Here is a 26011-nt window from a genome sequence, read left to right on the forward strand (position 1 = left end):
ATCGCTCCCGGGGCCGTTTCTTTGGGCGATCCGTGAACGGATCAGCCGCCGGTGAACTCGTAGGTCGTACCGTCGATCTCGCACATGTCGACGCGCTCGGCGTAGGCCGACCCGTCATCGAAGCTGTAGGCGAAGTCGTACATGCAGTCTTCCAGTTCGTCGTCGACGGTCACCTCGACCGTGTCGCCGGGCTCGACCTCGACGTCGAGGATGTTGTCGCTCCACTCGTCCGAGGACGACTGGCCGTAGAGGATGGCGTCGATGGTGTGCTCGCTGTTGTTCTCGATCGAGAAGGACACAGCGCCCGTCTGGGCGACGGCCGGGACGCCGATCGCGGCGGCCGCGACAATCATGAGCAGGCTACGCATGGTGGAAACTCCCCCAGCCGACGGCATGTCGGCGTCATGGAGATTTCTGTATCCGAACAACGGTCAGCCGAAAAGCGTGGCCGTATGCGGCGTCATTTCTCGTCAGCGCCGGTCCGGCTTCTTTAGATAATGTCCAGCGGCTGTGCGGTCGAGGGCGGCGGGAAGGCGCGGTCGAGGGCTTCGAGGTCCTCGTGGTCCAGTTCGATCTCCAGCGCCGCCGCATTGGCCTCGACATGGGCCACGGTCGAGGCCTTGGGGATGGCGATGATGCCCTCCTGACGCAGGACCGCCGCCAGTGCGATCTGGGCCGGAGTGGCGTCGTGTCGGTCGGCCACAGCCTGCAGCGCCGGATGAGTCAGCAGATCGCCGCGCCCGAGAGGCGAATAGGCCATCACCGGCATCAGCCGCTCCTGCTGCCAGGGCAGCAGGTCGAACTCGATCCCGCGCGAGCCGAGATTGTACAGCAGCTGGTTGGTGGCGCAGCGCTCCCCGCCGTCGACCTCGTCCAGCCGGTTCATGGTGCGGATATCGAGGTTGGACACGCCCCAGCGGGCGATCATTCCCTCGTCGATCAGTTCCTCGAACCCGGCGACGATCTCCTCCAGCGGGTGACGGCTCTCCCAGTGCAGCAGAAAGAGGTCGAGCCGGTCGACGCCGAGCCGTTCCAGCGACTTCTCGCAATGGAGCATCATGGTCATCTCGCCGGCGTTGTCGGGCCGGATCTTGGAGACCAGGAAGACCTCGTCCCGGCGATCCTTGATGACCTCGCCGACCAGCCGTTCGGACCGGCCGTCGCCATAGATTTCCGCCGTGTCGATCAGGGTCAGACCCAGGTCGATGCCGCGAGACAGGGCCGCCTGTTCGGCGTCGCGGGTCCTGGGATCGTCGCCGATCATCCAGGTCCCTTGGCCCAGGGCCGGAACGATCGTACCGTCGGAGAAGCTGGTCATGCGCGTCATGGCGACATCAATGCACGACGTCGCGGTCGGCTTCAAAGGCCTCATCGGAGAACCCGTCCCATGCAGACCCGCATCGTCCAGACAGACGGCCTCAGGCAGCAGATTCTGGAGGCCGGCGAAGGGTCTCTCGTGCTGCTGATCCACGGCTTCCCCGAATTGGGCATCAGCTGGCGGGCGCAGGCTCAGGCCCTCGCCGAAGCGGGCTACCACGCGGTGGCGCCGGACATGCGCGGCTATGGCGGCACCGACAAGCCGGAGCGGGTCGAGAACTATTCGATCCTCAATCTGGTCGGCGACATGGTCGATCTGGTCCGGGCCCTGGGAGCGGAGACCTGCACCGTCGTCGGCCACGACTGGGGCGCGCCGGTCGCCTGGCACTGCGCCCTGATGCGGCCGGATATGTTCACCGCCGTCGCCGGACTGTCGGTGCCGTTCCAGCCGCGCCGTCCCAAGGGCCCGCCGACCGCCGCCATGTCTGCGCTGGCCAAACGCGCCGGGCTCGGCGAGCTCTACATGGTCCAGTTCCAGGACCCCGATCATCACACGATCTTCGAAGCCGATGTGGCGGGAGGTCTCCGCAAGGGGTTCTATTCCTACGACGGATCGACCCCGCCCGATCGCCAGTCGACCGGCTTCATCGCTCCGGGGGAAAACTTCCTGTCCGAGGCGCCCGAGGACGCGACCCTGCCGCCGTGGATGAGCGAGGCGCACCACGCGGAATATGTCGCCGCCTTCACCGCCGGAGGCTTCAGGGGGCCGATGGACTGGTATCGGAACATCGACCGCAACTGGGCCCTGACCGCCTTCCTGCAAGGCAAACAGATCCGCCAGCCGTCGATGTTCCTGGTTGGTGAGCGCGATCCCGTCCGCCACTATGCGGGTCAGCACGAGGCGGGGCTGAAGGACTGGCTCACCGACCTGCGCAGCCAGACCGTCCTGCCGGGTGCCGGCCACTGGCTGCAGCAGGAGCGGCCGGATGAGGTCAATGCGGCGCTGCTGGAGTTCCTTCGGTCTCTTTAGAGGAGACACCGCCCGTTTCTCTTTGTCCGTGCAGATCACAGACCCGTTCGTCTGGATGCGCCACCGCATCCAGCCTGCCGATAACTCGATTTCCATCTGGACCCCGGCCTTCGCCCGGGTGCACGGTGGAGGTTGGCTTGTTGAGAGAGTCGTATGATCGCGATGTCCGTCCCACCCGTCGTCGCCCCCGCCCAGGCTGAAGCCGCTGATCTGGTCGGTCGCTGGGAAGGCGCGCTGAACGTCGGCGGGACCTCCCTGCCCCTCGTCATCCGCGTCGAGGCGGGCGGACAGGTCTTCATGGACAGCCCGGCGCAGAACGCGCGCGGCATTCCAGTCACCGAATTGAGCGAAACGGGCGGCGTCGTCCGCTTCACCGTCCCCGTCGCTCACGGACGGTTCGAGGGCGCAAGATCGGCGGACGGTCAGACCTGGACCGGCGCCTGGTCGCAAGGCGCTGCCTCACTGCCGCTCATCCTGACGCGGGCGGCGACGGGAGCAGAGCCCGCGGGTCCGGCGCGGCCTCAGACGCCCATCCCGCCTTTTCCCTATCCCGCCGAAGACGTGACGTTCCGTAACGAGGGCGCGGGGATCACCCTGGCCGGGATCCTGACCCTGCCGGAAGGCGATGGGCCATTCCCGGCGGTGGTCCTGCTGACCGGGTCGGGCGCCCAGGACCGGGACGAGACCATCTTCGATCACAAGCCCTTCGCCGTCTGGGCCGACGCCCTGACCCGGCGCGGCGTCGCCGTGCTGCGCTACGATGATCGAGGCGTGGGTGGATCGGGCGGGGGCACGACCGAAGACACCTCTGCGGATTTCGCCGCCGACGCCGCTGCGGCCATCGCCTTCCTGCGGACGCGGTCCGAGATCGATCCCGCGCGCATCGGCCTGATGGGTCATAGCGAAGGCGGCATGACCGCGCCCTTGGCCGTCTCGGAGGGTGCGCCCGCCGCCTTCGTCGTCATGATCGCCGGGCAGGCCGTCTCCGGGGCGGACATTATCACCGAACAGGCCGCCCGTCTGGCCGAGGCCTCCGGCGCCGCGCCCGATCAGGTCGCGGAAGCGCGGCGCGTGCAGGGTGAGGTCATGGCCGCCGTCGTCCGAAACAAGGACGATGGCGCCGCAGCCGCCCGAGATGCCGAGGCCGTTCTCATCGCCGCCGGACAGTCGCCCGCACAGGCCCAGGCGGGCCTCCGCCTGCTCAGTTCACCTTGGTACCGCTGGTTCGCTGCCCATGATCCCGCGCCGGCGTTGGCCGGCCTGCATGTGCCGCTTCTGGCGATCTATGGCGGCAAGGATCTGCAGGTCCCGGCCGACCAGAACGCCGAGGCCCTGGCCCGCATCCAGCCGATGGCCGAGATCGTCGTCCTGCCCGGTCTGAATCATCTGATGCAGACGGCCGGGACCGGCCTGCCGGGCGAATATGGGACCATTACCGAGTCCCTGGCGCCTGAGGCGATTTCGACCGTGACGGACTGGGTGGTTCGAGTGACCGGCGCCCGACCCTAGACCGGGTGCGTCGGTTCCGGCTTGATCGGCTCGGATCGGGTCGTGACGGCGGAATCCTCCGGCAACGGAATGAACTCCAGATCATCCTCGTCGGGCAGCTTCATCCGCCCGGCCTTCCAGTCTTCTTTCGCCTGGTCCAGCCGCGCCTGGGACGACGACACGAAGTTCCACCAGATCATCCGCTGGCCGACCGGTTCGCCGCCGAGCGCCATAACGGTCGCCTGGGTCAGAGACTTCACCGTCGGCTCGGCATTGGGCTCCAGCACGATCATCTGGCCCTCATGGAAGGTGCGGTCGCCGACCTCGATCGAGCCCTTGGCGACATAGAGCGCCCGCTCGGACATGCCGCCCGAGCCCTTGCCCGGAGGCGGGGCGGTGCGCACGCCTTCCTGCATCTCCCAATGAACATAGAAGAGCGGCGACGAGGTCTTCACGTTGGCCGTGGCGCCGTAGGCCTCGCCCGCCACCAGACGGGCGAACAGGCCGCCGTTCTCGTAGGCCGGCAGGGCGTCCTCGCCGTAATGCTGGAACGACGGGTCGATCTCCTCGGCCTCATTCGGCAGGGCGATCCAGGCCTGCATCCCGTTCATCGGGCCGCCCTGCGCCTTCTTCAACGGGTCCGTGCGCTCGGAGTGGGTGATGCCCTTGCCCGCGGTCATCCAGTTGACCTCGCCCGGCCGGATCGCCTGGGTGTAGCCGAGGCTGTCGCGGTGCATGATCTCGCCCTGGAACAGATAGGTCAGGGTCGACAGGCCGATGTGCGGGTGCGGGCGGACGTTGATCGCATCCGCGCCCGGCGCGAACTCGGCCGGTCCCATGTGATCGAGGAAGATGAAGGGCCCGACCATCCGGCGCGAATGGAAGGGCAGGATGCGCCCGACCTCGAACCCGCCGAGGTCCTTCTTGCGGGCGTCGATCACTATCTCGATCATGGGCGGGCTCCTCTATCTGTAACCGGTCCTATTGCACGTGAGGCGTGATGATGCCCAGCGGCAGGGTCGTCACATTCTTGACGCCGCGGGTGACGATATGGCTTTCGCAGTCCGAGACGATGCCGAGGGTCAGCAACTTGTCGCGCAGGAATTTGTCGAAGGCGTGCATGTCCGACGTGATGATCCGCAGCACATAGTCCTCGCGCCCGGTGATGGTGGCGCACTGGACCACCTCGGGCCAGTTGGCGACGGCGGCCTCAAAGGCGTCCAGGTTCTCACGCGAGGGCAGGCTCAGCTTGACGATGGCATAGACCTCGAAGTCCAGACCCAGCAGGGCGGCGTCCAGAAGAGTCACCCGCTTGCGGATCAGGCCGGAATCTTCCAGTCTCTTGATCCGGCGCCAGCACGGCGAGGCCGACAGTCCCACCCTCTCGGCCACTTCCGCGACCGACAATCCGGCGTCCTGCTGCAGGATGTCCAGAATTCGAGCGTCGATGGGATCCAGTTCGTCCGCCAATGCGTTTCTCCATTTGTCGTTATGGCGCAATAAAATACCCTAAAACCGCTTGACGCAAGGCTAAAATAGGCGAGCCTTGATTTCGCGCTCATGCTATCCAGCCGCCAAGAAGTGCGGTCGGATCAACCGAACGGCAGGATGGAATGACCAGGAACACCAAGCCGCTCTCGCTGCGCGTGCCGGAGCCCTCGGGCCGTCCGGGCGATGCCCCGGATTTCAGCCACCTGAAACTCGACGCTGCCGGTAGTGTGGACCGCCCGCCGGTCGACGCCCGCCCGGTGCAGATGCTGGACCTGGCCTTCCGCCTGATCCGGGTGCTGGACGATGAGGGCCAGGCCATCGGGCCGTGGAACCCGCGCCTCGACGCGGAGACCCTGAAGAAGGGTCTGAAGGCGATGATCCTGACCCGCGCCTTCGACGACCGGATGCACCGGGCCCACCGCCAGGGCAAGACCAGCTTCTATATGAAGTGTACTGGCGAGGAGGCCATCGCAGTCGCCCAGGGCATGATCCTGAGCCGCGAGGACATGGGCTTCCCCACCTATCGCCAGCAGGGCCTGCTAATCGCGCGCGGCTATCCGCTCGTCGACATGATGAACCAGATCTATTCCAACGCTTCGGACCCGATCAAGGGGCGTCAGCTGCCGATCATGTATTCGGCCAAGGACTATGGGTTCTTCACCATCTCGGGAAACCTCGGCACCCAGGTGCCGCAGGCGGTCGGCTGGGCCATGGCCAGCGCCTACAAGGGCGACGACAAGATCGCCATCACCTGGATCGGCGACGGAGCCACGGCCGAGGGCGACTTCCACAACGCCCTGACCTTCGCCAGCGTCTACCGCGCCCCGGTGATCCTCAACATCGTCAATAACCAGTGGGCCATCAGCTCCTTCCAGGGCATCGCCGGCGGGCTTGAGACGACCTTCGCCTCCAAGGCCATCGGCTACGGCCTTCCGGCCCTGCGCGTCGACGGCAACGACTTCCTCGCCGTCTGGGCCGCGACCCAGTGGGCCGAAGAACGCGCCCGGTCGAACCAGGGCGCGACGGTGATCGAGCTGTTCACCTACCGCGGTGCCCCGCATTCGACCTCGGATGACCCGAGCCGTTATCGGCCTGGCGACGAGCATGAGAAATGGCCGTTGGGCGATCCGATCGCGCGCCTGAAACAGCACCTGATCGCGCTCGGCGAATGGTCCGACCAAGCCCAGGCCGAAGCGGAGGCCGAGGCCGTCGCCCAGGTCCGCGCGGCCGGCAAGGAATCCGAAGCCATAGGGACGCTGGGGCAGTCGCGCCCGAGCGTGAAGACGATGTTCGAAGAGGTCTATGCGACCGAAGACTGGCGCCTGACCGAACAGCGCCGCGAAGTGGGAGTCTGATCCGATGAGCGAACAGACCTTCACCGACGCCGACCAGCACGACGGCATCGCCCCCGACATGGTCGATCAGACCGAGGCCCCCGCCTCGGTCGCGCCGGAGGCCGGCGCCGTCCAGCCGATGAACATGATCCAGGCGCTGAACTCGGCCCTGCATGTGAAGATGGCCGAGGATCCCAACGTCCTCAGCTTCGGCGAAGACGCCGGCTATTTCGGCGGCGTCTTCCGCGTCACCGACCAGCTGCAGCAAAAGCACGGCCTGACCCGCAGCTTCGACACTCCGATCTCGGAATGCGGCCTCGTCGCCGCCGCCATCGGCATGGGGGCCTACGGCCTGCGTCCGGTCGTGGAGATCCAGTTCGCCGACTACATCTATCCGGCCTACGACCAGATCGTCTCCGAAGCGGCCAAGATGCGCTATCGCTCGGGCGGCCAGTTCACCTCGCCCATCGTGGTCCGTTCACCCTACGGCGGCGGCATCTTCGGCGGCCAGACCCACTCGCAGTCGCCGGAAGCCCTGTTCACCCACATTGCGGGACTGAAGGTCGTCATTCCGTCCAACCCCTATGACGCCAAGGGCCTGCTGACCGCGGCGATCGAGGACGACGATCCGGTCATCTTCTTCGAGCCCAAACGGCTCTACAACGGCCCCTTCGACGGCTGGCACCAGAAGCCGGTGAGCCCGTGGAAGACCCAGGATCTGGCCCAGGTCCCGACAGGCAAATATGTCGAGCCCATCGGCAAGGCGCGGATCATGCGCGAGGGCAATGACGTCACCATCCTCTGCTACGGCACCATGGTCTGGGTGTCGCTGGCCGGCGCGGAACACGCGGGCGTGGACGCCGAGGTCATTGACCTGCGCTCGCTCGTGCCGCTCGATATCGAGACCATCGAAGCCTCGGTGAAGAAGACCGGCCGCTGCGTCATCGTGCACGAGGCGCCGAAAACCTCCGGGTACGGAGGAGAGCTCTCCGCCCTGGTGCTGGAGCGCTGCTTCTATCACCTGGAAGCCCCCGTCACCCGCGTCTGCGGCTGGGACACCCCCTACCCGCACGCCTTCGAGTGGGAATATTTCCCCGGGCCGGAACGGGTCGCCACCGCGCTGAAAGCCGTCATGACCGGAGGGTCGCGCTGATGGGCCGCTACGTCTTCAAACTGCCCGACGTGGGCGAAGGCACCGCCGAGGCCGAACTGGTCGGCTGGCACGTCGCGATCGGCGATGTCGTCGCCGAGGACCAGCTGCTCGCCGACATTATGACCGACAAGGCCACCGTCGAACTGACCAGCCCGGTCTCCGGCGTCGTCACCGCCCTGCACGGCGAACCCGGCGCCATGTCGCCCGTCGGCGGCCCGCTGGTCGAGTTCGAGGTCGAGGGCGCAGGCAATGCCTCTGCCGAGGCCCGGCCCGCGCCGGTCGCTGAACCGGAGCCGGACGCCGCGCCTGTTCTGGAAGCGCCCGAGGCCGAAGACGTCGTCGAAACCCCGTCGTCGCTCGCCGCCGGCAACTATGTCTTCAAACTGCCCGACGTCGGCGAAGGCACCGCCGAGGCCGAACTGGTCGCCTGGCACGTCGCGGTCGGCGACACGGTTCAGGAAGACCAGATCCTCGCCGAGATCATGACCGACAAGGCTACCGTCGAGCTGACCTCGCCGGTCTCCGGTGTCGTCGCCGCCCTGCACGGCGAAATCGGCAAGGCCTCTCCGGTCGGCGGCGCCCTGGTCAGCTTCAACGTCGAGGGCGCCGGGAATGTTGAGGCGTCCAAGAGCCCCTCCGTCTCTCCGCTGCGCTCCGAGCCACCTCCCCCCGCTGCGCGCGGGGAGGAGACCACCGCTGCCGCATCGTCTCCTCCCCGTGCCGAAGGCATGGGGAGGGGGACCGCCCGCGACTTCGCGGGGGGTGGAGGGGCTCTTGCCGCAGCACCGGCCCGCACCGCCCAGACGCCCGGCGTCCGCCCCCTGGCCTCGCCCGCTGTGCGTAAGCGCGCCCGTGAACTGGGTCTGGAACTGCAGTTCGTGCCCGGCTCCGGCCCGGCCGGCCGCATCGAACACGGCGACCTCGACGCCTTCGTATCGGGCGGCGCACGCGGTCCGTCCGAACACGGACCATCGGCGTCCGCCTCGACCTATGTGAAGGCCGAGGGCACGACCGAGGTCCGCATCATCGGGCTGCGCCGCAAGATCGCGGAGAAGATGGCCGAGAGCGTCCGGCGCATTCCCCACATCACCTATGTGGAGGAGATCGACGTCACGGCGCTGGAGGAGCTTCGCGCCCATCTGAATGCCCAGGCGAAGACGAGCGGCAAAGGAAAGCTCAACGTCCTGCCCTTCATCGCCCGCGCCATCGTCGTGGCCCTGCGCGACCAGCCGCAGATCAACGCCACCTATGACGACGAGGCCGGAGTCCTGACCCAGCACGCAGCCGTGCATCTGGGCATCGCCGCCCAGACCCCGAACGGCCTGATGGTGCCGGTCGTCCGCCACGCGGAATCGCTCGACCCCTACGCCACCGCCGCCGAGATCGCTCGCGTCTCCGGCGCGGCCAAGGACGGCTCTGCGAAACGCGAGGAACTGTCCGGCTCGACCATCACCATCACCTCGCTGGGCACGCTCGGCGGCCTGGTCCACACCCCAATCATCAACCACCCCGAGGTCGCCATCGTCGGCCCCAACAAGATCGAGGACCGGGTCGTGGTGCGGAACGGCCAGATGGTCGTGCGCAAGATGATGAACCTGTCGTCCAGCTTCGATCACCGCATCGTCGACGGCCACGACGCCGCCGTCTTCGTGCAGCGGATCAAGGGCCTGCTCGAGCATCCCGCGACACTGTGGATGGGCTGAGACGGCTGTGGCGGCATCGTCAGGGACCGTGGTTTGCGAAATGTCGCCCGGTGGCGTTCATGGACCTCTGATCCGCGAGGAGAGAGCGCCATGACCCGCATCCTGATCGCCGCCGTCACCGCCGTGGCCCTGCTGGGGACGGCCCCGGCCTGGGCCTGCCTGCCGCCACCACCAAACACGTCCTACGAAACCGCGACGGCCCGCGCCGCCTTCGTCGGTCGGGTCGTGTCGGTCGAACGAACCGATCCGACCGACTGTCTCGCCGACGCCCGGGCGCGTGTATCGGGCCCGTCCTTCCAGGGCGACCCCGGCGAACGCGGCTGCGAGGCCTTCGGCTTCGCGACGCTGGAGCCCGCCTGGATCATCAAGGGCGAGGACGTCGTCACCGGCCCGTTCCGCGTCGCCTGGAACCGGACACCCTTCTGCACGATTGGCTGGACCCCGGAGGTCGGCGCCCTGGCCGTCGCCCTGGTCCCCGAGGACGCCTCCAACCTGCGCGACGGCACGACCGCCACGGTCGACGCCGTCCAGCAGGGCGATCCCCTGTTCCGCACCATCCTCGAGCTGGTCGAAGAGATTCAGCCCTGACTTTTCCGAGTATCGACGACGCATGACCCAGACCCTGAAGACCAAAGTCCTCATCATCGGCGCGGGCACCGGCGGCTATGTCGCGGGCATCCGCTGCGGCCAGCTGGGGCTGGACACCGTCCTCGTCGACGGCGGCGACGGGCTGGGCGGCACCTGCCTGAACGTCGGCTGTATTCCGTCCAAGGCGATCATCCACGCGGCCTCGAAGTTCGAGACCGTGTCGAAGGCCGCCGGCGAAGGCACCCTGGGCATCACGGCGTCGGAGCCGGCGATCGATCTGTCGAAGACCGTCGCCTGGAAGGACGGGATCGTCCGTAAGCTGAACAACGGCGTCACGGCCCTGCTGAAGAAGGCGAAGGTCAAGGTCATCAAGGGATGGGCGACCTTCGAGGACGCCAAGACCTGCCGCGTCGAGACCGCCGACGGCCCGATTACGATCACGGCCGAGCACGTCATCCTGGCGACGGGGTCCGAGCCCGTAGAACTGCCCTTCCTGCCGTTCGGCGGCGACGTCGTCTCCTCGACCGAGGCCCTGTCGCTGGACGCCGTGCCGGGGAAACTGGTCGTGGTCGGCGGCGGCTATATCGGTCTGGAGCTGGGCATCGCCTACCGCAAACTGGGGGCCCAGGTCGCCATCGTCGAGATGGCCGAGCGCATCCTGCCGCTCTACGACAAGGCCCTGACCGACCCGGTCATGAAGTGGCTGACCGACCACGGGGTCGAGATGCACCTCGGCGCCCGGGCCGGCGGGTTCGGGGACGGGAAACTGTCGATCAACACGAAGGAGGGCGAGCCTCTGTCGCTCGACGCCGACAAGGTGCTGGTCACCGTCGGGCGTCGTCCTCGCACCGCCGGCTGGGGTCTGGAAAACATGGGTGTCGCCATGGCCGGGCCGTTCGTGAAGACCGACGACCGTTGCGCCACCTCGATGAGGAACGTCTGGGCCGTCGGCGACCTGACCGGCGAACCCATGCTGGCCCACAAGGGCTCGGCCCAGGGCGAGGTCGTGGCCGAGATCATCGCCGGCCACGACAAGCGCTTCGACCCCGTGACCATCGCCGCCGTCTGTTTCACGGAGCCGGAGATTGTCTCGGCGGGCCTCGGGCCGCTCGACGTCGCAGGACGCGACGACGTGATCACCGCTGTCTTCCCGCTGGCCGCCATCGGCCGGGCGCTCGCCATCGAGGCGGCCGAGGACGGCGGCTTCGTGCGCGTGCTCGCGTCAAAGGACGACCACCGCCTGCTCGGCGTCCAGGCCGTCGGCCAGCACGTCGCCGAACTGTCCAACAGCTTCGCCCAGATGCTGGAGATGGGCGCCGTGCTGGAGGATGTCGCGGGGATCATCCACGTCCACCCGACCCTCGGCGAGGCCTTCCACGAGGCGAGCCTGAGGGCGCTGGGCCACGCCATCCACATCTGACCCCCTGCCCCTCCCTATCGGGCCGCTGCGTTATTCCCTGTCTGTGAGTCCCTGTCCTTGACGGAGGCTTTGCGCTGTCGGTGAAGCGGACGGGGCAGTTGGGGTTTGGCGACGTCGGTCTGGCGCCTCGGGACGGCCCCCTCGGGGAGGCACAGACACGCGTGGAGACCCAGGGCAGGTCAGGCCTTGACCGACGCCCCGCCCGAAACCAGCCCGGGCATCCCCGTCGGAGCGAAATCCAGAGCCTTCTCCAGCTCAGCCATGTCCTTGTCGGCCGCCTTCCAGTCGTCCCTGTCCGGCGATTTCGGGTTGGCCCGGTCGGCCTTGATCTTCTCGCGCGCTTCCTTGAGCTCACCGAGCGCCATCTTCACCTGCTCGAAGAAGCCCTGGTCGACCATGGCCGCGCCGAACACGGCTTCGGCCCGGTCCGCCGTCTCGTCGCGCCCGTCGGCGATGTCGAAGGCGGCGGCATAGGCGGCCTGCGCCCGCTTCATCTCCGCATCGACCGTCGGAGCCTCGACCTCGGCATCCTTCGGTTCCGGGGGCAGCCCCTTCAGCGCCGCGTCGGCGGCCTCGCGGGCGTCCTTCGCGTCCCGGCGCATCATCGCCATCTCGCCGTCGGTCACGTTCCTGCCGCCGGCCTCGACATAGTCCTTCACCGCCGATTTCAGCTCCTTCGCCAGTTCGGCCGTCATCTTCAGCGCCGCCCTGGGGTCGATCTTGACCATCAGCATCAGGGCGTCGCGGCGTTCACGCACGGCCTGGACCTTTTTGGCCGCCATCTCCTTCTTCATCGACTTCTGCGCGTCGCGCATGTCGGAGAGGGACGGCAGGCCGAAGCCCGGCGACGCGTCCTGAGGCGTTTTCGCCTGCCCCGGCAAGGGAGTGCGCCAGAACGGCAGCGGCTGGGTCGCCGAGGTCGTCAGCGAGATCATTCTGATCTCTCCTTCTGTGTTCTCGATGATCCTGGACGACGACCGCTTTCGATCCGCTTAAGCGGCCTGCCTGTAAATCGCCGCTCTCTTGGGCTATGGGCCGCCCTCAAGACGCGCGCGATCGCGTCGCACGCGTCCGCGCCCCTACTTAGAAATCCCCGATGAAGTTTCTCGACCAGGCCAAGATCTACATTCGTTCCGGCAACGGCGGCGCGGGCTCCGTCTCATTCCGGCGCGAGAAATTCATCCCCAACGGCGGGCCGGACGGCGGCGACGGCGGCAATGGCGGCAACGTCTGGGTCGAGGCCGTCGACGGGCTGAACACCCTGATCGACTACCGCTACCAGCAGCATTTCAAGGCCCCGACAGGGACCCACGGCATGGGTCGCCAGATGCACGGCGCCCGGGGCGAAGACGTCGTCCTCAAGGTCCCCGTCGGCACCCAGGTGCTGGGCGAGGACAAGGAAACCGTCGTGCTCGACATGGTCGAGGTCGGCCAGAAGGAACTGCTGCTCTCTGGCGGCAACGGCGGCTGGGGCAATGTCCGCTTCAAGGGTCCGCAGAACCAGGCCCCGCGCCACGCCAACCCCGGCCAGGAAGGCCAGGAGATGTGGATCTGGCTGCGGCTCAAGCTGATCGCCGACATCGGTCTGGCCGGCCTGCCCAACGCCGGCAAGTCGACCTTCCTCGCCGCCGCCTCGGCGGCGCGGCCCAAGATCGCCGACTATCCGTTCACGACCCTGGCCCCCAACCTCGGCATGGTTGACCTTAGCCCCGGGGAACGGTTCGTCATCGCCGACATCCCCGGCCTGATCGAGGGGGCCTCGGAAGGCGCCGGTCTCGGCACCCGTTTCCTCGGTCACGTCGAACGCTCGGCCTCCCTGATCCACCTGATCGACGGCACCCAGGACGATGTGGCCGAGGCCTACCGCATCATCCGGGGCGAGCTCGACGCCTACGGCGAAGGTCTGGGCGACAAGCAGGAGATCCTGGCCCTCAACAAGATCGACGCCCTGACCCCCGAGGCGCGCGAGGAGAAGGCCGCCGAGCTGGAGGCCGTCGCCGGCCGCCGCCCGATGATGGTCTCCGGCGTCTCCGGCGAAGGCGTGCCGGAACTGCTCCGCGCCGCCTGGGCCGAGGTCCGCAAGACGCGCGGCGAGATCGACGAAGAGGGCGACGAGATCGAGGTCTTCGCCGACGGCTGGAAGCCCTAGAGAGCCCTCCCCTCCCCCCTGGGGGAGGGCGGCTGTGCGCAGCAAGTCGGGCGGGGGCGGTCGAGCCGCATGGCGACGGTCCGGGTCTGGCTCGCCGGCCCCGACGCCGGCGTCATCGGCGAGACGGTCAACAAGACCGGCGGCTGACCGCGACAAGCCGACCGACGTCGTGTTAGCTGCGCTTTCGTTTGCTCATCCGTGAGCATAAGTCCGACGCGAGCCCGCCCGCCTTGTCCTTCTTTCACGCCGGTCCCGCGCCCCAGGCGAGCGGCCCCCGATCAGGGGCGCTGAGAGACGGCCTGGGCCTGGCCGCCGGGATGAAGGTCGGGCTGTTCGGCGGCTCGTTCAATCCGGCCCACGACGGGCATGCCCATGTGGCGGAGACGGCGGTCCAGCGGATGGATCTCGACCGCGTGATCTGGCTGGTCTCGCCCCAGAACCCGCTGAAGGACAGGCGCCAGACCGCGCCCCTGGCCGATCGCATGGCCTCGGCCGAGACCTTCGCGCGCGGCCCGCACATGGTGGTCTCCGACTTCGAGACCCGCGTCGGCACGACCTGGACTATCGACACCCTGCGCGCGCTCAAACTGCGTCACCCCGGCGTGCATTTCGTCTGGCTGATGGGCTCCGACAATCTGGCGAATTTCCATTGCTGGCGGGGCTGGACCGACATCATGCGGATGATGCCGGTGGCCGTGATCGCCCGGCCGGGCAGCCTGCTTGAAAGCCGCGCCGCCCCCGCCGCCCGCCGCTTCGCCGGCCACCGGGTTTCGTCCAACGAGGCGCGCCTGTTGCCCACGATGGCGGCTCCCGCCTGGACCTATCTGACGGCGCCGCTGAACCCCAGTTCGTCCACGGCCTTGCGGGCCCAGAAATGACCTTACGGCTCAAGCAGCGAGACAGAGCCTGTCCTCCGGCCGATCGGAGATCGGACCGGGGGGCGCGTCGAGCGTTAGCCAACTAAAAAGCCACCGGGTGACGTTTTCGGGCTTTCGTGCTAGAGAGCCTCTTTAGTGAACCCGCCCGGAGCCTTCCGCTGACCCCCTCGCCCGCGCACGACGCGCAAGAAGACGCCGTTTCGAACACGGCCCATGAGATGGAGCCGATCGCGCCCATCCACTCAGAAGACGGGGCCGAAGACGGTCACGACGAAGACCTCTCCGACGATTCCGCCGAAGACTTCCCGCTGTTCAGCGCGGACGACGGCGGCGACGACCCCTCGAACTTCGACCGTCAGGGCGTCGTCCCGACCGGCGCCACCCCGCTTGAAATCGCCTTGCTGACCAAGCTGGACGACGACAAGGCCCAGGACATCGTCCTGATCGACCTGAGGGGCAAGTCGCCCATGGCCGACAGCATGATCGTGGCCTCGGGCCGGTCGCACCGCCATGTCGGCGCGCTCGCCGACCACCTTCTGCGCACGCTGAAGGAACAGGGTCTTGGCCGCGCCAAGGTCGAGGGCCTGCCGCACTGCGACTGGGTTCTGATCGATGCCGGCGACGTCATCGTCCACCTGTTCCGGCCCGAAGTGCGGATGTTCTACAACATCGAAAAGATCTGGGCCGTCGACAGCGCCCACCGCACCGCCAACGCGTAAGCATCCTCCGGGATGAAGCTGGCCATCGCCGCGATCGGCAAGCCGGGACGCGGGCCCGAGGCGACGCTCGCCTCGGACTATGCGGCCCGGGCGACGGCGGCCGGCCGGGTGCTGGGCCTCGGCCCGCTTGATCTGATCGACCTCGAACCCCGCAAGACCGGCAAGGCGCCGGAAGCCGAACTGCTGCTGGCGGCGGCCGACGGCGCGCACCTGATCGCCTGCGACGAGCGCGGCAAGACGTACTCCAGCCGCGCCTTCGCCGACCATATCGCGACCCTGCGCGACCGGGGCGAGCGGCGGCTGGTCTTCGTCATCGGTGGGGCGGACGGGCTGGACGCCGGCGTGCTCGCCGCCGCCGGATCGACCCTGGCCTTCGGACCCCAGACCTGGCCCCACGCCCTGGCGCGGGCCATGCTGGCCGAACAGCTCTATCGCGCGGTGACGATCCTGGCCGGATCACCCTATCATCGGGACTGATGAACCGCGCCGCCGTCCTGTCTATCCTGATCGCCCTGTCCGGCCTGCCCGCTGCAGCCTCGGTCCAGGACGACCTCGAACAGCTTCAGGCCCAGTACCGCGACGAACAGGTGCGCGCGCGGCGCCTGCGCGCCGACGCCCGCGACGCCCAGACCGAGATCACCGGCCTGGACCGCGAACTGGCGACCCTGCGCAGCGACCAGACCGCCGATGACATGCAGTTGTCCGCCCAGCGCCAGCGGCTGCGCGACCTGGGCCGGCGCGAGGCCGCCATCGTCGCCGAACTGGCCCAGGCCCGCGACGGTCAGGGCCGGCTCCTGTCCGCCCTGCAGATGATGAGCCGCAAGCCGCCGCCGCCGTTGCTGATCCCCGCCGACCGCGCCGTCGACACCGTCCGCGCCGCCATCCTGATGAGGGCCATGGCCCCGGAGATGCAGCGCCGCGCCGCCGCCTTCGCCACGCGTCAGGCCGAGGTCGTCCGCATCCGCCGCCTCGCCGTCCTGTCCAGCGAACGCCTCCTGACCACCGAAAGCGCCCAGGGCGACCGCCGCGCGGAGATCGAGGACCTGTCCGGCCGCCGCACCGCCCTGCTGGCCGTGCTGCGCGCCGACGCCGCCCTGGCCGAGCGCGCCGCAGCCGCCCTGGAGACCCGGATCCGCAACCTCGGCGGCCGCCCCGCGACGGTCACCGACGCGCCCACGCCGTCCACCCGCCTGCCCGGCGGTCGCACCCGCCTCACCGCGCCGGTCAGCGGCGCGCCTCTGGCGAAGTCGGGACAGGGCCTGCGCTGGGCCGCTCCCGCCGGTGCAGTCGCCTCCCCCGCCGCAGGCCGAGTCGATCATGCCGGCCCGCTCAGCGGCTGGGGCGAGGTGGTCATCCTGGATCTCGGCGGCGGCTGGCGCGCCGTGGTCGCCGGCCTCGACACCCTCTCCGTAGAGACGGGCGAGCGGGTGGCGGACGGCCAGGGTCTGGGCTCGACCGCGCGCGGCGGCGAGGTCTATTTCGAACTGCGCCGGGAGGATCGGGCCGTGGATCCAGCGCCGTATCTGTGAGGGGGCCATGGCCCCGGCCCTCGTCACCGGGCGCGACCTGGCGAAACCGCTTCCCAAGCCGACATGACGCTGATTTTATCCACTGAACGCGGGACCGCCACGATTTGGTCGTGTGGTCCTAGGCCCTAAGCTCGACTCACTTAGCCCTCTGCTGCTCCGGCGGCTCCGAAAGAGACCGAATGCGTAAACTGCTCATCGTCGGCGCCGCCGTCGCGGCTCTTGGCCTCAGCGGCGTGACCGTCGCCAGCCAGACGCCACGCAACGAAACCTTCCGTATGCTGCAGCTGTTCGGCGACGTGCTGGCGGTGGTGGAACAGGCCTATGTCGTTCCGGTCGACAACAAGAAGCTGATCGAGGCGGCCCTGGCGGGCATGATGACCGCGCTCGACCCGCACTCCAACTATCTGCCGCCGCAGGGGTTCGAGGACCTGCAGGAGCGGACCTCGGGCGAATATTCAGGCGTCGGCCTGACGATCACGGCCGAGGGCGGCCTGGTCAAGGTCATCTCGCCGATGGACGGCAGCCCCGCCGCCCGCGCCGGCGTCCAGGCCGGCGACATCATCTCGGCCATCGAGGGCCAGAACGCCTCGGGCCTGACCGTGACCCAGGTGTCGGAGAAACTGCGCGGCGCCATGGGCACCTCGGTCTCTGTCACCTTCCTGCGCGACGGCGAGGAGCCGCTCGAGGTGACCCTGGTGCGCGAGGTCATCAAGGTCGAATCGGTCACCAGCCGCATGGAGGGCGACTTCGGCTATCTGCGCATCTCGACCTTCAACGAAAACACCGGCCGCGAACTGACCGAGGCGATCGGGAAGATCCGGCGCGACAACCCGGCGGTGAAGGGCTTCGTGCTCGACCTGCGCAACAACGGCGGCGGCCTGCTGACGGCGGCCATCGACGTCTCCGACGCCTTCCTCGAACGCGGCGAGATCGTCAGCCAGCGCGGTCGCAAACCCGAGCAGATCGAACGCTACGCCGCCCGCCCGGGCGACCTGACCGGCGGCCTGCCTCTGGTGGTGCTGATCAACTACGGCTCCGCCTCGGCGTCCGAGATCGTCGCCGGCGCCCTGAAGGATCAGGAACGGGCCACGCTGGTCGGCCTGACCAGCTTCGGCAAGGGGTCGGTCCAGACCGTCATCCCGCTGGGCGGCGGCCGCGACGGGGCCCTGTCGATCACGACGGCGCGCTACTACACCCCGTCCGGCGCCTCGATCCAGAAGATCGGCATCGAGCCCGACCTTGAGGTCGCCCGCACCGAGGCCGAAGCCCGGATCGTGTCCCGCTCAAGCTTCATCTACTCCGAGGCCGCCTATGCGACCGCGCTGGACGCCTCCATCGGCGCCGAGCGCAAGGGCGCCCACACCCCGCGCGAGGCGCCGGGTGCGGACTATGACAAGGACGCCGACTACCAGCTCCAGCGGGCGCTCGACGTCCTGCGCGCCGGCGGCGACCTGACCCGGTTGGCGGCCGCCCCGGAAGGCATTGTGACCAGCGACGGGTCGGTCGAGGTCGCCGCAATCGACACGACCGAAGAAGAGTAGCGCCCTCAAGTCTCTTCCCTGTTCGCCGCTTGGCGAATGGGGAGGTGGCGGCGAGCCTCTTCGCGAGCTGACGGAGGGGTTCTTGCCGCACGCAGAACCCCTCCGTCTCTCCGCTTCGCTCCGAGCCACCTCCCCATGCCTGCGCCGCAGGGAGGAGACACTGAAACATGCCTAACGCGCCGTTAGGCTTTCTTAACCGCCGCCTGTTCATAGTCGTGCGCGATGATCGCCGTCCGGAATCCGTCCGGCCGCCAGATTGCAGAGCGTACTTCGTCCATGTTCGCCAAGCGTCAGTCCGCCCTCGCCGCCACGGCCGGCGCCCCGCCAACGGGGCGGCTGCCGAAGTTCGACCTCAAGTCGGCCCTCGCCGTGTTCAGGAAGCCGCCGGTCGCCGTCGGCGCGGCCGGTCTTCTTCTGATGGGCACGGTGGCCCTGTTCCTGACCGTTCTCGGCGACCCCCGCGCAGGAACCCCGACCGCCCGCGTGGCCCTCGAGCGCGAGGCCCCGGTCGCGGCGCCGGCGCCCACCGGCCTAGAAGCCTTCTCCATGGGCGGGTTCGCCGCCTGGCAGGGTCTGGGCGCGGACCCCGCCCTCGATCCGACCGGCGCGGCCGGCGGCGACGCCCTGATCACCCTGCCGGACGGCGCGACCGTCGCCGGCGGCTCGGCCATCGCCGCGCCCCGGATCGCCCCCTCGCCCCTGCCGGCGGCGCCCATCGCCGGTCTCAGCCAACCCGGGCCGCAAGGCGCGCTCCCTGTCATCGCCGCCGACGGCCGCGTCCCGGCCCAGGCCTATGCCCGACCCTTCCAGCCCAACGGCAAGCCGCGCATCGCCCTGATCGTCGGCGGCCTCGGCCTCAACGCCGTCACGACCCGCGCCGCCATCGAACGCCTGCCCCCGGACGTGACCCTCAGCTTCGTCCCCTACGCCCAAGGGCTGCAGGGCTGGATCGACCTGGCCCGCGCCCAGGGCCACGAGGTCATGATCGAGATTCCGATGGAGCCGACCGGCTACCCCAACAACGATCCCGGCCCCTACACCCTGCTGGCCAACGCCACGCCCAACGATGTCGAGGCCAGGATGGCCTGGCTGCTCGGTCGGGCGACCGGCTATTTCGGCGTCACCAACTATCTGGGCGACCGGTTCATAACCTCGGACACGGGCATGGCGGCCTTCCTCGGGACCCTCCGCCAGCGCGGCGTCGCCTTCCTTGACGACGGCTCGGCCCGCCGCAGGCCCGGCGCCTGGGCTCGCGCCAGCGCAGACGCGATCATCGACGAGACCCAGACACCGGCCGCCATCATCGGCCGCCTGAATGCGCTCGAGGCCGCCGCCAAGTCGCGCGGCGCGGCTCTGGGGACTGGCTTTGCCTATCCGGTCACGGTCGAGGCCGCCGCCCGCTGGACCGCCGGTCTGGACGCCCGCGGCCTGCAACTGGCGCCGGCGTCGTCGATGACGCAGCGGCCGGGGCGGTAGACCTAAAGGTCTTTTGCATCGCTTCAGAGGCGGGGCCCCGGGCCTTTAGGCCCGTGGCTGGCTCTGCGCGCGCTTTGAGGCTAATCCCGCCCAGCGTGCCTCACAACAGAACTGGGTCCCCGCCTTTGCGGGGATGCTCGGATATGAACAGCGATCTCCACCCCACCCACCGTCCCAACGTCGGCGTCGTCCTGTTCAACCAGCACGGCAAGGTCTGGTTCGGCCGTCGCGCCGGACAGGCGGGCTCGCACGCCTGGCAGTTCCCGCAGGGCGGCGTCGACAAGGGCGAGGACATCGAGGCCGCCGCCCGGCGCGAGCTGGAGGAGGAGACCGGCGTCGTCTCAGCCGAGCTGATCGGTCGCACAGAGGGCTGGATCGTCTACGACTTCCCCGAGGCCCTGAAGGCGCAACACAAACTCAAGGGCAAGAAGCCGTGGGACGGCCAGAAACAGGTCTGGTTCGCCTTCCGCTTCACCGGCGACGAGGCCGAAATCCGCCTCGACCAGCACGACGAGATCGAGTTCGACGCCTGGCGCTGGGGCGATCTGTCGGAAGCCTGCGACCTGATCGTGCCGTTCAAACGGCAGGCCTACGATCAGGTGGTCGCGGCCTTCTCGAAGTTCGCCGCCTAAGTTCCTCTCTCACCGGCGCACCCCGGCGATGAGCGACGCGCGGCGCGATATCCCGGCCGTCCGCATCCGTGATCTGGACCCCGGCCTTCGCCGGGGTGCACGGAAATCAGGGACAGGTCGCTCGCGTGACCCGCCGTGCGCTCGCGGGAAAGCGCGCCAGTTTTCCCACCGGCCGGATCGGGCGCGAGACGAAGTTACCCCCGCAGTTGGGGCAGACGCCGTTCAGCGGACCTGCCACGCACGACGCACAGAAGGTGCATTCGAAGGTGCAGATCCGCGCGTCCGGGCTCTCCGGCGGCAAATCCCGGTCGCAGCATTCGCAGTTGGGCCGAAGCTCCAGCATCCGCACCTCCTCATGGGCGTCAGTGCGACGAACCGCCGGGCGCCAGGCGGAAGATGACCAGGCCGGCCACGACGAGCAAGGCCGCGACCACGCGCAGCACCGTCAGGCTCTCGCCGAGCAGCACCACGCCGACGATGAAGGCCCCGACCGCGCCGATACCGGTCCAGATGACATAGGCCGTGCCCATCGGCAGCGACTTCATCGCCATGGACAACAGGGCGAAGCTGACGGCCATAAAGCCGAGCGTGAGCAGGCTGGGCCACAGCCGGGTGAAGCCCTCGGACTGTTTCATGAAATAGGCCCAGACGATCTCGAACAGGCCGGCGATGAGAAGATAGACCCAGGCCATTGGATACGGCCCTCCTTGCGAAAGGCCGGGCCGTCCCGGGCTTGGCCCGAGGCCCAGCGGCGTCGGGGCGAGGGCGTGGCCTCGTCTTGCCGCCGATATCTAGGGCCGTTTTAGCCCCGATCAAGCCGATTGGTCTGGTTGGCGAGATTGGCGTCGGCGCCTGATCGGTTTGGCGACGGACATTGGCGACCGTCATGCCCCTCGCGGACCGAAAAGGATCACACCTGCCCCGACCAGACAGATCCCCGCCCCGAGCATATCCCAGCGATCGGGCGCCCGATGCTCCACCAGCCACAGCCACAGCAGTGACGCGGCGATATAGACCCCGCCATAGGCCGCATAGGCCCGCCCCGCCGAATCGGTCTCGACCCGCGTCAGGAGCCAGGCGAACAGGGCCAGGGCGGCCATGCCGGGGATCAGCCACAGCGGCGAACGCTCCAGCCTCAGCCAGGCCCAGAACGCAAAACAACCGGCGATTTCCGCGCCGGCTGCCAGCAGATAGATGAGCGCCGTCATGACGGCGCGCGGACCCTAGGCCGCCGCGACCTCGGTCGCCGCCTCGGCCAGGATGGTCAGGCCGGCGGGAGTCACGTCGGCGAAGCCACCCTTGACCTCGAAGGTGCGCTTCGACGAGCCGTCGAACACCGTGACCGGGCCTTCGCGCAGGGCGGTCATGAAGGGGGCGTGGTCGGCGAGGACGCCGAAGTCGCCCTCGACGCCCGGCGCATCGACCTGATCGACGAGGCCAGCGAAGACCTCGCGCTCAGGCGACACCAGCGAGAAAGAAAGCTTCCCGGCCATGCTTATGCAGCGTCCGCGGCGAGCTTGGCGGCCTTTTCGACGGCCTCTTCGATCGCGCCGACCATGTAGAAGGCGGCTTCCGGCAGGTGGTCGTATTCACCGGCGACGATGCCCTTGAACGAGCGGATCGTGTCTTCCAGCGACACGAACTTGCCCGGCGCGTTGGTGAACTGCTCGGCCACGAAGAAGGGCTGCGACAGGAAGCGGCTGATCTTCCGGGCGCGCGAGACGACCAGCTTGTCCTCTTCCGACAGCTCGTCCATGCCGAGGATGGCGATGATGTCCTTCAGCGACTTGTACTGCTGCAGGACTTCCTGGACCGAACGGGCGACGCGGTAGTGTTCCTCGCCGATGACCAGCGGGTCCATGATCCGCGAGGTCGAGTCCAGCGGGTCCACGGCCGGGAAGATGGCCTGGGCGGCGATGTCGCGGTTCAGAACGGTCGTCGCGTCCAGGTGGGCGAAGGAGGCGGCGGGCGCGGGGTCGGTCAGGTCGTCGGCGGGGACGTAGATGGCCTGGATCGAGGTGATCGAGCCCTTCTTGGTCGAGGTGATGCGTTCCTGCAGGTTGCCCATCTCGGTGGCCAGGGTCGGCTGATAGCCCACGGCCGAGGGGATACGACCCAGCAGGGCGGACATTTCCGAACCGGCCTGGGTGAAGCGGAAGATGTTGTCGATGAAGAGCAGGACGTCCTTGCCCTCTTCGTCGCGGAAATATTCGGCCTGGGCCAGGCCGGTCAGGGCCACGCGGGCGCGGGCTCCGGGAGGCTCGTTCATCTGGCCGTAGACCAGGGCGCATTTCGAGCCTTCGCCGCCGCCGGCGACGTTCACGTTGGACTCGATCATCTCGTGATACAGGTCGTTGCCTTCGCGGGTGCGCTCACCCACGCCGGCCAGAACCGAATAACCGCCGTAGGCCTTGGCGATGTTATTGATCAGTTCCTGCATCGTAACGGTCTTGCCGACGCCGGCGCCGCCGAACAGGCCGGTCTTGCCGCCCTTGGTGTAGGGGCAGATCAGGTCGATGACCTTGATGCCCGTGACCAGGATTTCCGAAGACGTCGATTGTTCTTCGAACGACGGCGCCTCGCGGTGGATCGGGCGGTACATCGTGGTCTGGATCGGACCGGCTTCGTCGATCGGCTGGCCGACGACATTCATGATGCGGCCGAGCGTGCCCGGGCCGACCGGAGCCAGGATCGAGGTGCCCGTATCGGTCACCGGCTGGCCGCGCGTCAGGCCCTCGGTCGTGTCCATGGCGATGGTGCGGACCATGTTCTCACCCAGGTGCTGGGCCACTTCCAGGACCAGGGTGAAGGGCTCGCCCGTCTTCTGGTCGACGTTCCGGGTTTCCAGCGCGTTCAGGATCGCCGGCAGTTCGCCGGTGAACTCGACGTCCACGACGGCGCCGATGACCTGGGCGATCTTGCCCACGCCCGTTCCGACGGTGACGACGGCGTTGCCGGTCGCGGAGGCGGCGGGAGCCTTGGGAGCCTTGGAAGCAGCGGGCTTCTTGGGGGCGGCGGGTTTCTTGGCGACGGTGTCGGTCATCGGGTGCAGTCCGTTTATCGTGTGTTCTGTCAGGATCGGAGGATCAGAGCGCTTCCGCGCCGGCGATGATCTCGATCAGTTCGGTGGTGATCTGGGCCTGGCGCTTGCGGTTGTAGCTCAGCGTCAAGGCATTGATGAGGTCGCCCGCATTGCGCGTGGCGTTGTCCATGGCGCCCATCTGGGCCCCGAAGAAGCTGGCCTGGTTCTCGTACAGGGCGGCCAGCACCTGGGTGGTGATGTTGCGCGGCAGCACGACGTCGAGAATTTCCTCTTCCGAGGGCTCGTAGTCGTAGACGGCGCCGTTCAGGTCGATCGGCGGGGCGTCGCCATCGACGACGGCGGGGATCAGCTGTTTCGGCGTCGGGACCTGCGAGATGACCGACTGGAAGCGGCTGTAGAACAGGGTCACGACGTCGGCGTTACCGGCCTCGAACTCCTCGGCGATCAGGGCGGCGATCGGCTCGGCGGCGGCCATGCCGATGACCTTGTGCTCGCTGAGCTCGAAGGTGCGCACGATGCGGGCGCCGAACTGGCGGGTCAGGCCGTCGCGGACCTTGCGGCCCACGGCGATGATCCGGACGTCCTTGCCGGCGGCGATCAGGCTGTTGATCCGTTCCTTGGCGGCCCGGATCACATTGGTGTTGAAACCGCCGGCCAGACCCTTGTCGCCCGTCGCCACGACGACGAGGTGCTTCTTGTCTGAGCCGGTTCCGGCCAGGAGTTTGGGCGCGCCGTCGCCGGACACGCCGGCCGCCAGGTTGGCGATCACGGCGGCCATCTTCAGCGCATAGGGACGCGCCGCCACGGCCTGGTCCTGGGCGCGCTTCAGCTTGGCCGCGGCGACCATGTTCAGGGCTTTCGTGATCTTCTGCGTGGATTTCACGCTTCCGATCCGATTGCGCATTTCCTTGAGGCTGGCCATCGGGTGGTGCTCTTCTAATCCCTACCGGTCAGTCTTACGCGAAGGTCTTGGCGAAGGCTTCGATGGCGGCCTTCAGTTCGGCTTCCAGCTCCTTGGACAGGGCCTTGGTCGTCTTGATGGCGTCCAGCGTCGACTGGTGGGCCGAGTGCATGCGAGCCAGCAGTTCGGACTCGAAGCGGGCGATGTCGGCCACCGCGATCTTGTCGAGGAAGCCGCGCGTTCCGGCATAGATTGACACGACCTGCTCCTCGACCGTCAGCGGCGAGTACTGGGGCTGTTTCAGCAGTTCCGTCAGGCGCGCACCGCGGGCCAGCAGGTTCTGGGTCGAGACGTCCAGGTCCGAGCCGAACTTGGCGAAGGCGGCCATCTCCCGGTACTGGGCCAGCTCGCCCTTGATCGAACCGGCGACCTGTTTCATCGCCTTGATCTGGGCCGAGGAGCCCACACGCGACACCGAGATGCCGACGTTCACGGCCGGGCGGATGCCCTGGTAGAACAGGTCGGATTCCAGGAAGATCTGGCCGTCGGTGATCGAGATCACATTGGTCGGGATATAGGCCGAGACGTCGTTGGCCTGGGTCTCGATCAGGGGCAGGGCCGTCATCGAGCCCGAACCGTTGTCCTCGTTCAGCTTGGCCGAACGCTCCAGCAGGCGGCTGTGCAGGTAGAAGACGTCGCCCGGATAGGCTTCGCGGCCCGGCGGACGGCGCAGCAGCAGGGACATCTGGCGATAGGCGACGGCCTGTTTGGACAGATCGTCATAGACGATCAGGGCGTGCATGCCGTTGTCGCGGAAGAACTCGCCCATGGCCGTGCCCGAGAACGGGGCCAGGAACTGCAGCGGGGCCGGCTCGGACGCCGTGGCGGCGACGACGATGGTGTATTCCAGGGCGCCGCGCTCCTCGAGCGTCTTGACGATCTGGGCCACGGTCGAGCGCTTCTGGCCGATGGCGACATAGATGCAGTAGAGTTTTTCGCCTTCCGACGCGCCTTCGACGTTGATCGACTTCTGGTTCAGGATGGTGTCGATCGCCACAGCGGTCTTGCCGACCTGACGGTCGCCGATGATCAGTTCGCGCTGGCCGCGGCCGACGGGGATCAGGGTGTCGATGGCCTTCAGGCCGGTCTGCATCGGCTCGTGAACCGATTTGCGGGGGATGATGCCAGGAGCCTTCACGTCGACGCGGCGACGCTCGGTGAACTGGATCGGGCCCTTGCCGTCGATCGGCTCGCCCAGCGGGTTGACGACGCGGCCGAGCAGGCCCTTGCCGACCGGAACGTCCACGATCTCGCCCAGGCGGCGGACTTCGTCGCCCTCGGCGATCTGGTTGTCCTGGCCGAAGATCACGGCGCCGACGTTGTCGCGTTCCAGGTTCAGGGCCATGCCCTTAACGCCGGCCTTGGGGAATTCGATCATCTCGCCGGCCTGGACATTGTCCAGACCGTGGATGCGGGCGATGCCGTCGCCGACCGACAGGACCTGACCGACGTCCGAGACGTCGGCTTCAACGCCGAAGTTGGCGATCTGGGACTTGAGGATGGCCGAAATCTCGGCGGCGCGGATGTCCATTTGGATCTCTCTGTCTTGGTCTTCAGGG

General features: G+C 68.0%; 27 protein-coding genes. 15 read left to right on the forward strand and 12 right to left on the reverse strand.

The annotated features are described in order from the left end of the window. Window positions 1-41 precede the first annotated feature (41 nt). On the reverse strand, window positions 42-368 hold the full coding sequence (locus tag ACP7AZ_RS11640) for a hypothetical protein (protein ID WP_426038817.1): 327 nt from the start codon (window positions 366-368) through the stop codon (window positions 42-44). A gap of 122 nt (window positions 369-490) precedes the next feature. After that, window positions 491-1327, reverse strand: a complete 837-nt coding sequence (locus tag ACP7AZ_RS11645) for an aldo/keto reductase (RefSeq protein WP_426038818.1) — start codon at window positions 1325-1327, stop codon at window positions 491-493. A 60-nt stretch (window positions 1328-1387) separates the two neighbouring features. On the opposite strand from ACP7AZ_RS11645, the gene ACP7AZ_RS11650 reads away from it, so the two are divergent. After that, window positions 1388-2347 carry an alpha/beta fold hydrolase gene (locus ACP7AZ_RS11650; RefSeq protein ID WP_426038819.1) on the forward strand — a complete coding sequence of 320 codons (960 nt, stop codon included), beginning with the start codon at window positions 1388-1390 and terminating at the stop codon, window positions 2345-2347. Window positions 2348-2500: 153 nt separating this feature from the next. After that, window positions 2501-3856, forward strand: a complete 1356-nt coding sequence (locus ACP7AZ_RS11655; protein ID WP_426038820.1) for an alpha/beta hydrolase family protein — start codon at window positions 2501-2503, stop codon at window positions 3854-3856. On the opposite strand, the gene ACP7AZ_RS11660 is transcribed toward ACP7AZ_RS11655, so the two are convergent. Beyond that, a complete protein-coding gene (locus ACP7AZ_RS11660; protein ID WP_426038821.1) occupies window positions 3853-4788 on the reverse strand; it encodes a pirin family protein in 936 nt (311 codons plus the stop codon). The genes ACP7AZ_RS11655 and ACP7AZ_RS11660 overlap by 4 nt on opposite strands. A gap of 28 nt (window positions 4789-4816) precedes the next feature. After that, complete coding sequence (locus ACP7AZ_RS11665) at window positions 4817-5305, reverse strand: Lrp/AsnC family transcriptional regulator (protein ID WP_426038822.1); 489 nt, start codon at window positions 5303-5305, stop codon at window positions 4817-4819. A gap of 143 nt (window positions 5306-5448) precedes the next feature. On the opposite strand from ACP7AZ_RS11665, the gene ACP7AZ_RS11670 reads away from it, so the two are divergent. The 5 genes from ACP7AZ_RS11670 to lpdA all read left to right on the forward strand — a co-directional run bounded on the left by ACP7AZ_RS11670 (window position 5449) and on the right by lpdA (window position 11524). Then, window positions 5449-6681 carry a 3-methyl-2-oxobutanoate dehydrogenase (2-methylpropanoyl-transferring) subunit alpha gene (locus tag ACP7AZ_RS11670; protein ID WP_426038823.1) on the forward strand — a complete coding sequence of 411 codons (1233 nt, stop codon included), beginning with the start codon at window positions 5449-5451 and terminating at the stop codon, window positions 6679-6681. Between the two features lie 4 nt (window positions 6682-6685). Beyond that, window positions 6686-7813, forward strand: a complete 1128-nt coding sequence (locus ACP7AZ_RS11675; RefSeq protein WP_426038824.1) for an alpha-ketoacid dehydrogenase subunit beta — start codon at window positions 6686-6688, stop codon at window positions 7811-7813. Further along, entirely contained in the window at window positions 7813-9516 is a 1704-nt protein-coding gene (locus ACP7AZ_RS11680) for a 2-oxo acid dehydrogenase subunit E2 (RefSeq protein WP_426038825.1), read from the forward strand. The genes ACP7AZ_RS11675 and ACP7AZ_RS11680 overlap by 1 nt, the downstream gene beginning before the upstream one ends. A gap of 90 nt (window positions 9517-9606) precedes the next feature. Next, entirely contained in the window at window positions 9607-10104 is a 498-nt protein-coding gene (locus ACP7AZ_RS11685; RefSeq protein WP_426038826.1) for a hypothetical protein, read from the forward strand. A gap of 22 nt (window positions 10105-10126) precedes the next feature. Continuing rightward, window positions 10127-11524: a dihydrolipoyl dehydrogenase gene (gene lpdA / locus ACP7AZ_RS11690; protein WP_426038827.1), complete on the forward strand. Its 1398-nt coding sequence runs from the start codon at window positions 10127-10129 to the stop codon at window positions 11522-11524. Between the two features lie 179 nt (window positions 11525-11703). Here lpdA and ACP7AZ_RS11695 read toward each other — a convergent pair whose 3' ends face one another. Then, entirely contained in the window at window positions 11704-12459 is a 756-nt protein-coding gene (locus ACP7AZ_RS11695) for a hypothetical protein (protein WP_426038828.1), read from the reverse strand. A 161-nt stretch (window positions 12460-12620) separates the two neighbouring features. Between ACP7AZ_RS11695 and obgE the strand changes: the two genes are divergently transcribed. The 8 genes from obgE (at window position 12621) to ACP7AZ_RS11735 (ending at window position 20448) form a co-directional block, all read left to right on the forward strand. Continuing rightward, window positions 12621-13673 carry a GTPase ObgE gene (obgE, locus tag ACP7AZ_RS11700; RefSeq protein WP_426038829.1) on the forward strand — a complete coding sequence of 351 codons (1053 nt, stop codon included), beginning with the start codon at window positions 12621-12623 and terminating at the stop codon, window positions 13671-13673. A 230-nt stretch (window positions 13674-13903) separates the two neighbouring features. Continuing rightward, window positions 13904-14551: a nicotinate-nucleotide adenylyltransferase gene (locus tag ACP7AZ_RS11705; protein ID WP_303697095.1), complete on the forward strand. Its 648-nt coding sequence runs from the start codon at window positions 13904-13906 to the stop codon at window positions 14549-14551. 218 nt (window positions 14552-14769) lie between these two features. Continuing rightward, window positions 14770-15270: a ribosome silencing factor gene (rsfS, locus tag ACP7AZ_RS11710; protein ID WP_426038830.1), complete on the forward strand. Its 501-nt coding sequence runs from the start codon at window positions 14770-14772 to the stop codon at window positions 15268-15270. Window positions 15271-15282: 12 nt separating this feature from the next. After that, window positions 15283-15747 carry a 23S rRNA (pseudouridine(1915)-N(3))-methyltransferase RlmH gene (gene rlmH, locus ACP7AZ_RS11715; protein WP_303697093.1) on the forward strand — a complete coding sequence of 155 codons (465 nt, stop codon included), beginning with the start codon at window positions 15283-15285 and terminating at the stop codon, window positions 15745-15747. Beyond that, window positions 15747-16799, forward strand: coding sequence for a murein hydrolase activator EnvC family protein (locus ACP7AZ_RS11720; RefSeq protein WP_426038831.1), 1053 nt, complete (start codon window positions 15747-15749; stop codon window positions 16797-16799). Before rlmH ends, ACP7AZ_RS11720 begins: the two co-directional genes overlap by 1 nt. 179 nt (window positions 16800-16978) lie before the next feature. Continuing rightward, window positions 16979-18340 (forward strand): S41 family peptidase, encoded by a 1362-nt coding sequence (locus ACP7AZ_RS11725; RefSeq protein WP_426038832.1) that lies wholly within the window; start codon window positions 16979-16981, stop codon window positions 18338-18340. Between the two features lie 276 nt (window positions 18341-18616). Next, a complete protein-coding gene (locus ACP7AZ_RS11730) occupies window positions 18617-19816 on the forward strand; it encodes a divergent polysaccharide deacetylase family protein (RefSeq protein WP_426038874.1) in 1200 nt (399 codons plus the stop codon). Window positions 19817-19959: 143 nt separating this feature from the next. Then, complete coding sequence (locus ACP7AZ_RS11735; protein WP_426038833.1) at window positions 19960-20448, forward strand: RNA pyrophosphohydrolase; 489 nt, start codon at window positions 19960-19962, stop codon at window positions 20446-20448. Between the two features lie 106 nt (window positions 20449-20554). On the opposite strand, the gene ACP7AZ_RS11740 is transcribed toward ACP7AZ_RS11735, so the two are convergent. The 7 genes from ACP7AZ_RS11740 to atpA all read right to left on the reverse strand — a co-directional run bounded on the left by ACP7AZ_RS11740 (window position 20555) and on the right by atpA (window position 25983). Continuing rightward, the gene (locus tag ACP7AZ_RS11740) at window positions 20555-20791 is read right to left on the reverse strand and encodes a DUF1272 domain-containing protein (protein ID WP_426038834.1); all 237 of its coding nucleotides are present in this window, start codon (window positions 20789-20791) and stop codon (window positions 20555-20557) included. Between the two features lie 19 nt (window positions 20792-20810). Next, window positions 20811-21239: a DMT family transporter gene (locus ACP7AZ_RS11745; protein ID WP_426038875.1), complete on the reverse strand. Its 429-nt coding sequence runs from the start codon at window positions 21237-21239 to the stop codon at window positions 20811-20813. 93 nt (window positions 21240-21332) lie between these two features. Then, the gene (locus ACP7AZ_RS11750; RefSeq protein WP_426038835.1) at window positions 21333-21656 is read right to left on the reverse strand and encodes a YnfA family protein; all 324 of its coding nucleotides are present in this window, start codon (window positions 21654-21656) and stop codon (window positions 21333-21335) included. A 15-nt stretch (window positions 21657-21671) separates the two neighbouring features. Next, on the reverse strand, window positions 21672-21941 hold the full coding sequence (locus ACP7AZ_RS11755) for an ATP synthase F1 subunit epsilon (protein ID WP_426038836.1): 270 nt from the start codon (window positions 21939-21941) through the stop codon (window positions 21672-21674). Window positions 21942-21943: 2 nt separating this feature from the next. Next, window positions 21944-23491 (reverse strand): F0F1 ATP synthase subunit beta, encoded by a 1548-nt coding sequence (gene atpD / locus ACP7AZ_RS11760; RefSeq protein WP_426038837.1) that lies wholly within the window; start codon window positions 23489-23491, stop codon window positions 21944-21946. 43 nt (window positions 23492-23534) lie between these two features. Continuing rightward, window positions 23535-24413 carry a F0F1 ATP synthase subunit gamma gene (locus ACP7AZ_RS11765; RefSeq protein ID WP_426038838.1) on the reverse strand — a complete coding sequence of 293 codons (879 nt, stop codon included), beginning with the start codon at window positions 24411-24413 and terminating at the stop codon, window positions 23535-23537. A 34-nt stretch (window positions 24414-24447) separates the two neighbouring features. Continuing rightward, window positions 24448-25983: a F0F1 ATP synthase subunit alpha gene (atpA, locus tag ACP7AZ_RS11770; RefSeq protein WP_426038839.1), complete on the reverse strand. Its 1536-nt coding sequence runs from the start codon at window positions 25981-25983 to the stop codon at window positions 24448-24450. Window positions 25984-26011: the final 28 nt, after the last annotated feature.

Origin of the sequence: Brevundimonas sp. DC300-4, from assembly GCF_049897365.1 — a bacterium.
Lineage (GTDB): Bacteria > Pseudomonadota > Alphaproteobacteria > Caulobacterales > Caulobacteraceae > Brevundimonas.